Source organism: Psychrobacter sp. HII-4 (assembly GCF_904846595.1).
Classification (GTDB): domain Bacteria; phylum Pseudomonadota; class Gammaproteobacteria; order Pseudomonadales; family Moraxellaceae; genus Psychrobacter; species Psychrobacter celer.
The window spans coordinates 1-12739 of sequence record NZ_CAJHBJ010000023.1; the positions used below are offsets into that span (position 1 = coordinate 1).

The 12739-nt window shown below is 46.3% G+C and carries 9 protein-coding genes; 5 read left to right on the forward strand and 4 right to left on the reverse strand.

The genetic code is table 11. The features are described from left to right. Positions 1–367: 367 nt before the first annotated feature. The 3 genes from JMX98_RS10170 to fadB all read right to left on the reverse strand — a co-directional run bounded on the left by JMX98_RS10170 (position 368) and on the right by fadB (position 5059). Entirely contained in the window at positions 368–1273 is a 906-nt protein-coding gene (locus JMX98_RS10170) for a hypothetical protein (RefSeq protein ID WP_201586337.1), read from the reverse strand. A 205-nt stretch (positions 1274–1478) separates the two neighbouring features. Beyond that, positions 1479–2651: an acetyl-CoA C-acyltransferase FadA gene (gene fadA, locus JMX98_RS10175; protein ID WP_201586339.1), complete on the reverse strand. Its 1173-nt coding sequence runs from the start codon at positions 2649–2651 to the stop codon at positions 1479–1481. Positions 2652–2899: 248 nt separating this feature from the next. Next, entirely contained in the window at positions 2900–5059 is a 2160-nt protein-coding gene (gene fadB / locus JMX98_RS10180) for a fatty acid oxidation complex subunit alpha FadB (RefSeq protein ID WP_201586347.1), read from the reverse strand. 752 nt (positions 5060–5811) lie between these two features. On the opposite strand from fadB, the gene JMX98_RS10185 reads away from it, so the two are divergent. After that, on the forward strand, positions 5812–6873 hold the full coding sequence (locus JMX98_RS10185) for a polyprenyl synthetase family protein (RefSeq protein ID WP_413786550.1): 1062 nt from the start codon (positions 5812–5814) through the stop codon (positions 6871–6873). A gap of 40 nt (positions 6874–6913) precedes the next feature. Then, on the forward strand, positions 6914–7732 hold the full coding sequence (locus JMX98_RS10190; RefSeq protein WP_201586349.1) for a DUF72 domain-containing protein: 819 nt from the start codon (positions 6914–6916) through the stop codon (positions 7730–7732). Positions 7733–7964: 232 nt separating this feature from the next. Here JMX98_RS10190 and JMX98_RS10195 read toward each other — a convergent pair whose 3' ends face one another. Next, the gene (locus JMX98_RS10195; protein ID WP_201586350.1) at positions 7965–8594 is read right to left on the reverse strand and encodes a superoxide dismutase; all 630 of its coding nucleotides are present in this window, start codon (positions 8592–8594) and stop codon (positions 7965–7967) included. 506 nt (positions 8595–9100) lie between these two features. Between JMX98_RS10195 and rdgB the strand changes: the two genes are divergently transcribed. From rdgB to clpP, 3 genes are all read left to right on the forward strand, one after another. Further along, positions 9101–9772 carry an RdgB/HAM1 family non-canonical purine NTP pyrophosphatase gene (gene rdgB / locus JMX98_RS10200; protein WP_201586355.1) on the forward strand — a complete coding sequence of 224 codons (672 nt, stop codon included), beginning with the start codon at positions 9101–9103 and terminating at the stop codon, positions 9770–9772. A gap of 447 nt (positions 9773–10219) precedes the next feature. Next, on the forward strand, positions 10220–11557 hold the full coding sequence (gene tig / locus JMX98_RS10205) for a trigger factor (RefSeq protein ID WP_201586357.1): 1338 nt from the start codon (positions 10220–10222) through the stop codon (positions 11555–11557). A gap of 521 nt (positions 11558–12078) precedes the next feature. Next, a complete protein-coding gene (clpP, locus tag JMX98_RS10210; RefSeq protein WP_172953052.1) occupies positions 12079–12717 on the forward strand; it encodes an ATP-dependent Clp endopeptidase proteolytic subunit ClpP in 639 nt (212 codons plus the stop codon). Positions 12718–12739 lie beyond the last annotated feature (22 nt).

Here is a 12739-nt window from a genome sequence, read left to right on the forward strand (position 1 = left end):
GTCATCAAAGCTTTTCATGCTGCTAGCCATTTGCTGGGCAAGTTTTTTAAGGTCGGTTTGCTTAGTCATTGCTTATTCTCCGGTTAGTGGATTATAAGCAGTTACACAAAGTTTGGGAAACTCTCCAAAAAGCAGAATGGTCAAGATACTAAGACCTAAATATGGTAAGAATACTTGCTTTAGTTTTAGCTTGATCGATTCTTTAGCACTTAGGCTTTGTGTTCGCTTTTGCTTGGCGCTTTTGCTTACTCTCTTTTTGTTTCTGCTTCTGTTTTTATCCTTATACCTGTACTGGCTTTGCGTGTTATTATCTCGCATGTACCATTACCACTTGTTTAGATTAAATAACACCCTAAATAGACGATGCTCAATATGATTTTTTCTTCATATTTTTTAAGAACGTTTTATCAACTTCAGCCCGTAAAATCATTGCCAAGCAAATAGCCATACCAATTATCAAAAATCTAATAGCTTTTATCAGCTCTTCAGTAGCAGCCTCTGAGAGTGTGCCAGCTCTAGCAACCAATATTAACGGCTCACATTCGACTTGTTGACACGTTGACTTGATAGCTTGTAAGTAACCAGCTTGAAGGTCTGAGTTTTTTAATTTTTCAAAATAATCAATTGATGATAAGTCCGAATTTATGTACTCAGGAATTTTGGAGTTGATAAAATCATTAATTTGCTGATGTTGGTCTTGTTCTGAAAGATTGTTGTCAATATCTGTTGAGAATCGTTTTCCCAGCCAAATATTTTCACTAGCTAAAAAAGGTAGTGCTATATATAAATATACTCTTAAGATAGTCTTAGACTTGCTAGGTACTCTCGTATCTATACTAAACTTAACTTCTTGCTTACTAACAGGAAAGGTAGTTATCTGAAAATAAGTTTGTTTTGGATAGCGTCGAACCTCCTCGACATGGCTCACCTCAATCGTATCGTGAGACACTTTAGATAAATAGGCTTGACTCGTAACTATTGTAGGAAATAAAGACAGTATCATTATAAAATAAAATACATTTGAGCTCTTCTCTTCAAATAATTTAAAACGCAATAGCTTTATTTTGGGTCTCATGTAGGTAAAGACGATAGCGCTGCTTAGTATTAGCGCAATTATTCCGTCCCAGAAAGTGTCCTTTAATGGCCAAATATTTAGGTGAATGTCTAATATCCAGCGTATTACACAATAAAGAAAGATAGTTGACAGACTTGACCATAAAAAAGGGAAGAATACCAGCTTAAGCTTTATGCTAGTGAGCGCTTTATCCAACATAATTTAATACCATCCATCTAACCCTTATTAGTCTCATTGCCAAGAACACCTTTTTACCATTAGCACTTACTACCGGTAAGGTTTTATTCTTTATAAGCACAAAAAAATGCCCCTAACATAGCGTTAGAGGCAACCATTATACAAGACGAAAGTCAAACTAATAAACAAATATCAGCTTTATTCATACCTAGACATTAGGTGAAAATTAAACACGCTCAATCACAGTCGCGATACCTTGACCAAGACCGATACACATGGTTGCAAGACCAAGCTCGGTGTCAGACTGCTCCATAGCGTTTAGCAAGGTAACCGTGATACGAGCACCAGAACAACCTAGTGGATGACCCAGTGCAATCGCGCCACCATTGATGTTGACGATATCTTGCTTGTCCGTCAGGTTCAAGGCTTTGAGTACAGATAGACCTTGGGCGGCAAAGGCTTCGTTTAGCTCGATGGTCTGCATGTCATCGATGCTCATGCCAGCGCGCTTCAAGGCTTTGTTGGTCGCAGGTACCGGACCGTAGCCCATAATAGCCGCATCACAACCAGCGACAGCCATGCTACGAATACGAGCGCGAGGCTTTAGACCAAGGTCTTTGGCTTTTTGCGCGCTCATGACCAGCATCGCTGCGGCACCATCAGAGAGTGCAGATGACGTCGCAGCAGTCACTGTACCGCCTTTAGGGTCAAACGCTGGACGTAGCTTTTGCATTTGCTCCATGGTCGCATCAGGGCGAATCACTTCATCAACGGTACATAGTTGCAAGCGGCCATCAGCATCGTGACCTTCGATACCGATGATTTCATTGTCAAAACGGCCTTCAGTGGTCGCAGCCCACGCACGGCGATGTGACTCAAGACCAAACGCATCTTGTTCCTCACGCGTGATGTTGTTCATACGGCCCAGCATTTCAGCGGTCAAGCCCATCATGTTTGACGCTTTTGCATAATGCTTGGAGGCGGCAGGGTTTAGATCGATGCCATGCATCATACCAACGTGACCCATGTGTTCAACGCCACCAATAACAAACACATCACCTTGACCGGTCATGATTTGTGCAGCAGCGGTGTGAAGTGCTTGCATAGAAGAGCCGCACAGACGGTTGACCGTTTGACCACCAGCGGTTTTTGGAATACCTGCCAGCAGGCCAATATTGCGGCCGATGTTCATGCCTTGCTCTAGTGTCTGGTTGACACAACCCCAGATGATGTCTTCGATGTCATTGGTATCAAAGTCATTACGTTCGACCAACGCACGTACCAGTTCAGCTGACAGATTATCAGCACGAACATGGCGGAACATACCGTTTTTAGATCTTCCCATCGCCGAGCGTACGCCATCTACGATGACCACATCTTTTGGACTTAAAGTTGTCATACTATCTTCCTTTTCAATTTTTATTGTCAGTGTTGTCGATTTAATCGGGCTCTATAGCCATCTATCACGCGATCCGTACATCAGTACGATAACTATCTAGATGTTTTCGCGCTGGATGTTGCGGCGCTGGATATTATCGCGGCAGGCCAAACCTGATAAAACCGACCAAAACGGTGCGTCTGCTATTTTTTTATCGCCGATAACGATGTCAGCAAACGCACCCCACTTATCCTAATACGGTATGCTCGTTACGCTGTGGCGTAAAAAGTCTCGCCAGCGGCTGCCATGTCGCGAATCTTTTGCGGCGCTTCATAAGCTTTGCCAAGGTGCGCGTATTTTTCGCATAGTGCCAAGTAGTTATCGAGACCCATTTGGTCGATATAACGACAAGGACCACCGCGGAATGGCGGGAAACCGACGCCCATAATCATCGCCATATCCGCCTCACTTGGCGTGCTGACGATGTTGTCTTCTAGGCAGCGTACGGTCTCATTACAGAAAGCCAGCATGGTGCGGTCGATGATGGTTTGATCATCAAACTCTTTTTTGTCGCTATCTGTCGTGGCTTTAAGTAGCTCATAAGTGGCATCGTCAGCGACTTTCTTTGGCTTACCGCGCTTGTCGGTTTCGTACTTATAGAAACCAACGCCATTTTTTTGACCTAGGCGCTCGTTTTCATATAGATGCTGGATAGCGCCTTTATAATCAGGCTTCATGCGGTCAGGGAATCCTTCTGCCATCACTTCTGCGCCGTGCACGCCCGTATCCAAACCGACGACGTCGATTAGGTAAGCAGGACCCATCGGCCAGCCGAATTTTTCCATGACTTTATCGACATGGGTAAAGTCCGCGCCTTGCTTAAGTAATAAGTCAAAAGCACCAAAGTATGGGAATAGGACACGGTTCACTAAGAAACCTGGGCAGTCATTGACGACGACGGGCACTTTACCCATTTTAGTTGCGAGCGCAACCGTGGTGGCAATCGCTTCTTCAGAGGACTTCTCACCGCGGATCACTTCAACTAGCGGCATACGATGTACTGGGTTAAAGAAATGCATACCAACGAAGTTCTCTGGGCGCTCAAGCACTTCTGCTAAATGCGTAATAGAGATCGTTGAAGTATTCGAAGCCAAAATCGCGTCTTCTTTGACTAAGCCTTCGACTTCTTTGAGTACCGCGTGCTTCACTTTTGGATTTTCTACTACGGCTTCGATAACGATATCAGTCTCGCTAAAGTCGCCATAGTTCAAGGTAGGACGGATACGGCTTAGCGTTTCGCCCATTTTCGCTGGGGTCATCTTTTTGCGTTCGACCATTTTGCCAAGTAGTTTACTCGCTTCACCCATACCCAAATCTAACTGCTCAGATTTGATATCTTTCATGATGATCGGCAAGCCTTTACTAGCGGCTTGATACGCGATACCACCGCCCATGATGCCTGCACCTAATACCGCGGCTTCATTGATTTCATGCGCTTGTTTGCTGTGTTTCTTAGCCAGCTTCTTAACCAGCTGATCATTTAAGAACAGACCGACTAAGCTCTCAGCTTGTGGCGTTTTAGCGGCTTTGGCAAAATAAGTGGCCTCAACTTCGATAGCTTTGTCACGTGGCAAATTGACGTGCTTTTCAATCGCTTCGATAGCGAGCGCTGGCGCTGGATACTGCTTAGGATTGGCTTTAGAGAAGATCATGCCTTTGGCGCTATTGAACGCCATCGCTTGCTCAAGCTGGTTTAGCTTTACAGGATTTAGCTTCTCTTCACGCTTGGCTTGCCAGTCAAGCTCACCTGAGATACATTTTTTGACTAGGTCAATCGCAGCGTCTTGCAAATCATCAGCAGAAACGGTCGCATCTACCAAGCCTAGTTTTAGCGCTTCTAGTGGTTTTTTTGGCTTACCTGTAGCGATTAGCTCAAGCGCATTGTCGATACCGATGACACGCGTACTACGTACCGTACCGCCGAAGCCCGGGAAGATACCTAATTGAGTCTCTGGCAGCCCGATGCTGGCTTTTTCGCTCATCACACGGTATTCACACACTAGAGTCATCTCACAACCACCGCCTAGCGCTGCGCCATTGATAGCCGCTACTTTTGGAAATGGCAAATCTTCAAAACGGTTAAAGGTCTCATTGATACTCACCACCCAGTCTTTGATCTCGTTTTCTGGGTTTTTAAATGAGCCAACAAACTCTGTGATGTCAGCGCCCGCGATAAACACGCCTTTGCTTGAAGTGACAATAAGGCCTTTGACATCGTCGGCTTTTTCTAGTGCGCTCACCGCTTCACCAAACTGTTTGTTGGTCTCGGCATCAAACTTGTTCACGCTCTCATTTTCGGCGTTGTATTGCATGTTGGCGATGCCATCTTCTAGCATTGTCACCGTGATGCGATTTCCTTGGTATACCATTTGAAACTCCTTGCTATATAACGAAAGCTACGTTTTGGATTACAATCAATAGCCAGTTACTGTTAGTAAAATGGGTAATAGCACTGTGCGCCGATGCTACCATCAAGACAAACCTCGTCTTGACGACAAACCACTAGCGGGCACACAGTGAAGATATCTTTATTATCCAGCGCTCATAGTAATGTACTTATTTTTACGTCGCTTGTACAACATCGTTTGGCGCTTTGTTTATATATTACAGGTATCTACTACGGCTGTCGGTGCTGATTGGGAAGCGCCATCGCATGTAGATGCAGCGATGACGGTTTGGGCAGTCCAGCTCACTCACGCCGGCGACTGCCTTTATCAGCCCATTTCCACGGCAATTAGTGTAGGGGATTATGCCCCTCACTGTCACAAGCTAATACCATACTCACAAGTCACTCTTAAGTCGAGACTCGCCTTTACCTAGTGGCTAACGTGCTTTAAGTGACCAGTTGTATACTCAGTGGACAGCCGCCTCATCACAACACATTCAATCACTAAATAAAACGGGCAATACGTAACGAGGATTAGTTGCAGGGCGTACTGCATTACATATGGCATTGTCTCTTGTGTTTTTTAGCGTGTTTTTTGACAAAAAACTGCCAAAAATTTGGCGCGGATATTACGCGCTTCATAAGCAGGGCCTGCTATCATGCTACACTATCGCTATTTTTCTTGTCTCTCTTATAAATGGTTGGATTATGACTGTCTCTCCTACTTCAGGCTTTATGTCTTTTTTGCGTATAAATGACGGCGCGCATGATAATGCTGATCACCATATCAATAATAAAACCAAGCAGTTTCATCAGATTGTGCGCACGCAGATTGCCAAAGATATCGAGGTGTTATTTGCGTATGCCAAGCTGCCAAGCCCGCTGCTGGATGCCTGCCAATATGTGATGACGGGGCAAGGTAAGCTGGTGCGTCCGCTACTGGTCGCTAGCGCCTTTGCCAGCGTGAATGATGACCGCTGGCAAAACGAGGCGCAGCCTATCAGCCCAGATATCTCTGAGACCATGACGCAAGGCAACACGGTAAACCCTCTATTAGAAAACCTGTTAGAAAACGACTCCGATTATGATATGGCGCGCCGAGCGGCATTGGCCGTCGAGCTGTTGCATGCCTATTCATTGGTACATGATGACTTGCCCTGTATGGACGATGACGCGCTGCGCCGTGGGCAGCCAACCGCGCATATCGTCTTTACCGAGGCAACCGCCCTACTGGCAGGGGACGTGCTCCAAACCCTCGCCTTTGAGGTACTGACCGCAGAGCTGCCGACTTTTGCGCCATTTGATGCCGCGATAGCCAGTCAGCTGCTCGCGGTATTTGCGCCGCGTGCTCGCCGTATGGTCTCAGGGCAAATGCTGGATCTCAATGCCGAAGCCAACCCCGATATTACCCAAAGCCAATTAGAAGCCGTCCACCGTGATAAAACCGGCGCGCTCATCGAAGCGGCGATGCTGATGGGCGGGATTTGTGCTGGCGCGACCGCGCAAGAGCGCATGGCGCTACAAGAATGCGCCCAGCATATTGGTCTGGCTTTTCAAGTCCAAGACGATATCTTGGATGTCACCACCAGCACCGACACCCTTGGTAAACCTGCTGGCAGCGATGAAAAACTGGATAAATCCACTTATGTCAAACTGATGGGAGTTGAGCAGGCGACCAGCTATGCGCAGTCGCTGTTTAATGACGGACGCGCAGCCATCTTGCGTGAGTTGGGCGGCAGTAAGGACACCAACGCCTTATTGGCACTCATCGAATGGCTATGGTCACGTAAAAAATAAGCTGAGCAATAAACATTAAAACCGATAAAAGGTGGTCAACATGGACGGCACCCCGACACCGCGTATCTACCTTGGCACCGGCGGATATAGCGATACCGACTTGCTTGGTACGCTGTACCCAGCCGGCACCAAAAAGACAGACTTCTTACGTGAGTACGCCAAGCAATATGGCGCGGTGGAGATTAACAGCACCTTTTATGCGCCCATCGGACAAAAAGCCTTTGCTGGTATGATCGATAAGGCCTACGTACAAGCCGATAGCGAGTTGAAGTTTGCCGTCAAGTTGCATCAAGACTTTACCCATGCACGCAAAGGCACAAGCGAGCATGCACAAGCATTTTTAAACGCCCTATCACCACTCATCGAAGCCGATGCGCTCGCGCCTTTACTATTGCAATTCCCCCATGGCTTTGATCGTACTCGTGAGCATCGGCTATATCTGGCCAATCTGGTCAGCTGGTTTGGCGACTACCCACTCGCCATTGAGTTTCGTCATAACGCATGGCACACCCCGCAAGTGGTCGATAGCTTTGTCAAGCAAGGTCTCATTTGGTGCAGCGTTGACTATCCTAAAGTCAGCGGTCTACCGCCATCACGATTGATATTCACCGAGCGCACCGGTTATCTAAGGATGCATGGTAATAATCTAAACTGGTGGGATGCGATGAGCGCCGCCGATCGTCATGATTATCGCTATAGCGAGGCGGAGATGCAGGACTGGGCACAAGCGATTGCCAATCAGCGACAGCATTTTGATACGCTGTATATCTTCTTTCAAAACACCGTCAATGCTCATGCTTATTATAATATTGCGATGCTGCGAGAGGCGTTGGGTAGGTTTGGTTTTGAGGTACTCTGAACAAGTTGAACGTTAAAACGTAGCGTGTCCCCTACATACCAACGGTTGTTTTAACCTTTGTTTTATATGAATAGCAGAAGCCACTTAAGATATAGGGTATTTTGTTTGAAAATTTACTTTTATAAATGGTGCGCAGGGCACACCCCACAGAAACTAATTTTTGATAATAGTAAACCAAAAAAGGACGCTTCTCAGCGTCCTTTTTTAAAATCAAAACCTTAAGTCTTAAAGATTACTCTTCAACACCGGCATCTTGACCTTTATATTTCGCGTTTGCGTAGTCCCAGTTTACGAGCTTGTCTAGGAACGTATCTACATAGTCAGGACGACGGTTACGATAATCGATGTAGTAAGCGTGCTCCCATACGTCACAAGTCAATACCGCGACTTGACCATGGGCCAATGGGTTGTCAGCGTTACCAGTCTTCGCGATTGATAGTTTACCGCCGACTTTATCAGCGACAAGCCAAGCCCAACCAGAACCAAACTGTGAAGTTGCTGCGTTTTTGAACTCTTCGCGGAACTTGTCATAGCTACCAAAATCTTCTTCGATTTTTGCTTTGAGATCACCAGTCGGTTCGCCGCCGCCGTTTTCTGGGGTCATGCAGTTCCAGTAAAACGTGTGGTTCCATACTTGCGCTGCTTGATTAAACATGGTTTGCTTGCTGTCATCTTTTGCCGTGGCTTTGATGATCTCTGGCAATGTTTTGTCTTCTAGACCAGAGCCTGGTAGCAAGTCGTTTAGTTTATTGACATACGCCGCATGGTGCTTGTCATGATGGTATTCTAGCGTTTCGGCACTGATATGTGGCTCTAGCGCGTCTTTTGCATAAGGTAGATCTGGTAGAGTAATGTTTGACATAATTATTTTATCCTTGCTTATTTGCCGCTCTTATCTCACCTGCCCCACAGAGGCAAGCAACATACCGAGCTAAATTGGCTGAGTTTATTGTTTGAGATGAATTTTATCGCTTAATACTTTTGTCGTTTAATACATGATATTTTTACTCACAATATCACGTATTGTCATGAATCCAAAAGTAACATTAGTGTTATTTTTTGCCCGAAAGCCAAGTGTTTGGCTTTGCGGGCGTTTATTAACTTAATATTCACAAGCTATAAGATATCATTCACTGAATCTTGGCACCTATTATAGCAACAGTACGCGGCAATATCAGTTACTAAATGTTATGGACGATACAACCTGTATAGCAATTGGTTATTTATCGAGCCACGCTATCTGGTTGTTTGAGCTTAACCGGTATAATAAATGGGCGGATGCGAGCCATTATGCATGCCTACTCTATTTAGCCTAACCCATTTACTGGTAACGTCTTCTTTTGTCCCTCGACTTGATGGAATGATTTTATGAGCACTACCACAGGCCAACTATCTGGTCACCCCATACCATTGCCAAATGAGGCAACCGCTGCCAGCCAGTGGATACTCGCCAGTAATAACAAAGGCAAGCTTGCTGAGTTTAAACGTCTATTTGCGGCGGCAGATTTGGATGTGACGATCGTCCCGCAAGGGCAGCTTGATATCGATGATGCCATCGAGGATGGGCTCAGCTTTGTAGAAAACGCCATCATCAAGGCGCGGCATGCCAGCCGAGACAGCAACCTGCCTGCCATTGCAGATGATTCAGGGTTATGCGTGCCCGTATTGGGCAATGCGCCTGGCATCTATTCGGCACGCTACGCAGGCGAGCATGGCAATGATGCTAAAAACAACGCCAAGCTCATCGCTGATTTGCAGCCTATTCGCGCCGCCTCGCCAGATACGCCTATCAAAGGCATGTTTGTTTGTGTGCTGGCGATGGTACGCCATGCCGACGACCCGCTGCCGATTATCGCACAAGGTCTGTGGCATGGTGAGATCTTGCAGGCAGCGCAAGGCGACGGCGGCTTTGGTTACGACCCCCTGTTTTGGCTGCCCAAGCTACAAACGACGGCCGCCAGCCTTAGCGCCGCTGACAAAAACAGCATCAGTCATCGCGGCCAAGCCATTCGGCAGTTATTGGCGCAGCTACCGCTATGACAGTTGACGCGCTCTAAAACAGCGTTAGCGCTAATGATGCATGTCATCAAACATAAGATAAATAAAGAACGCTTTATAGGTAAACACTAGGCAAACAGATAATTTTTACTTTAATAAACAGATAGATTATACTGTTCTACTTTTAAAATTTTGTTGAAGGCCGTTATTTGCCTGTATAATTCAGCAAAAAGCGTTATTATGCGCGGCATAAACGGTTTATTATTGATATTTGATAGCGTGTACTCAAACGCTGCCTGACAGCGCTTGGCCTTATAGCCGTGGCACAGTTAGGTTATAGGGACGCCTGAGGCGATTGCTTAAAGGCCAGCTGAGCGACTGCGTGCTATCACTATCCCCTATTTATTCCAACGGCAATCAGCAGCACACGCCCGTATTTTGACGTGCGATTGTCTATCATTATTATTTAACCCTAAAGGTGTAATTAACATGGCTACAGATTTGCAAGTCACAACCAACAAGCTATCTAATAAAGAGACTCAGCTGACGGTTAAAGTCCCCGTAGAAAAAATCCAAAACAAAGTAGAAGGCCGCATCAGCCAAGTGGCGAAAACCGCCAAAATCGACGGTTTCCGTAAAGGCAAAGTGCCAATGTCGCACATCCGCTCACAGTACGGTGCGGGCATCCAGCAAGAAGTGATCAACGATGTGATCCGTGATACGGTCTTTGAAGCGATCAAAGCTGAAGACATCCGCGCCGTTGGCATGCCAAACATCGACGACGTCAAACTAGAAGACGACTTTTTGGTGTATCAAGCCACTGTTGAGATCTTCCCAGAAATCGACGTACAAGGTATCGATGAAATCGAAGTTGAGCGTCACACTGCAACCGTCAGTGACGAAGACGTCGACACCATGATCGAAAACCTGCGAAAGCAGCGTCAAGAGTATGTTGAAAAGAAAGGCAAAGCAGCCAAAGATAACCAAGTGACCTTTGACTTTGAAGGCTCTATCGACGGCGAAAAATTTGAAGGCGGCTCAGCTGAAGACTTCAAATTGGTCATCGGTAGCAACCAGATGATTCCTGGCTTTGAAGCGGGTATCAAAGGCATGAAAGCTGGCGAAGAAAAGACCATCGATGTGACTTTCCCAGAAGATTATCAAGCCGAAAACTTAGCCGGTAAAGAAGCTCAGTTCAAAATCAACGTCAAACTGGTCGAAAAACCTAAGTTACCTGAAATCGACGACGAGTTCCTAGAGCTATTTGGCGTGACCGAAGGCGGCGTTGAGAAGCTAAAAGAAGACGTACGCAAAAACATGGAACGTGAAATCAAAAACGCTGCGCGTAGCCAAGTCAAGCAAGCGGCTTTTGATGCATTGCTAGAAAAGAACGAGTTTGACGTGCCAAACGCCATGCTAGAGCAAGAAATCGAGCGTCAGCGCAACATGATGATGCAGCGTTTTTCTCAGCAGTTCGGCGCTAGCGCTGACAGCTTTGACAAAGACATGCTGCCAAATGAGCTGTTTGAAGAGCAAGCGCTACGTGCTGCCCGTCTTGGCATCATCGTCGCTCGCATCATCGACACCAAAGGCCTAGAAGTCGACCAAGAGCGTGTCGAAAACTTCATCAAAGAAGCGGCAGAAAACTACGAAGACCCAAGCGAAGTCATCGAGTACTATACCAATGACAAGCAGCAACGCGCCAACATCGAGTCTGTGGTACTAGAAGACCAAGTAGTCGACTATTTGATCAGCCAAGGTAAAGTAACTGACAAAGAAGTCAGCTACCAAGACCTGCTCGCCGCTCAGCAGCAGCAAGCAATGTAATCTTGCTTAGTCGTCCAGCCAGACCATTACGATCATCGCTAAGCACGGGTGATCATTGGTAACGACGACCAAGGTAATACAAAAATGCCCTAACCATTGTGTTAGGGCATTTTTCTTGGTAGATAGTTATTGATAGAGTGCTGGCACGTACGCCCACCCTGACTGACTTTTTATCGAGTGTTTTTCATCATCGTTTATGACCAACCCCTTGATAAATGGTTGCAGACGCCTTATTAATAGACAGTCATTTATCAATTTTCACATTAAAAAGTTACTATTGCCTCAATAAAAAAGTTACCATTAGCTCAATTATTTTTTAGCGACACCTAGATGGTTTTATGGTGATAGTTTTATGGCATCTGGCTCGTACTAGGTATAAACGGCCGTATTTACAATGATAAGCCGTCAGCAAAGCTTGGCCACTCGCTACCCTCAAACCCTTTATTTTATGGACTTATACATAGGACATCTTTATGACAGATTATGATCGCATCACCGCCAACCCGCATTTTGATATGTTGATGAGTGCGCACAACGACGTACAAAACATCCAAAGCGCTCCACAGTCTGCCTTAGTACCCATGGTGGTCGAGCAGTCTTCACGTGGTGAGCGCTCGTTTGATATTTTCTCGCGCTTGCTGCGTGAGCGTGTGATTTTTTTGACCGGTCAAGTCGAAGACCACATGGCCAATCTTATCGTTGCTCAGTTGCTATTTTTGGAAGCAGAAAACCCAGACAAAGACATTCATTTATACATCAACTCGCCAGGCGGCTCAGTCAGTGCCGGTTTGGCAATTTTTGATACCATGAACTTTATCCAGCCTGAGGTATCGACCATCTGTATGGGCGGCGCGTATAGCATGGGTTCATTCCTATTGGCAGCAGGCCAAAAAGGCAAGCGTTACTCACTTGCCAATGCACGTGTGATGATTCACCAGCCATCAGGCGGCGCGCAAGGTCAAGCGACCGATATCGAGATTAATGCCCGTGAAATCCTCAAAATCCGTGATCGCCTAAACCGCATTTTGGCTGAGCGCACCGGCCAGCCGCTTGAAAAAATCGAAAAAGACGTCGAACGTGACTTTTGGCTCGATGCGCAAGAAGCCAAAGAGTACGGTCTGGTCGATGAAGTACTAGAGCGTCGTCCGACTTCGTTGTAGGCTTTGGGCGCCGCGCCATCAT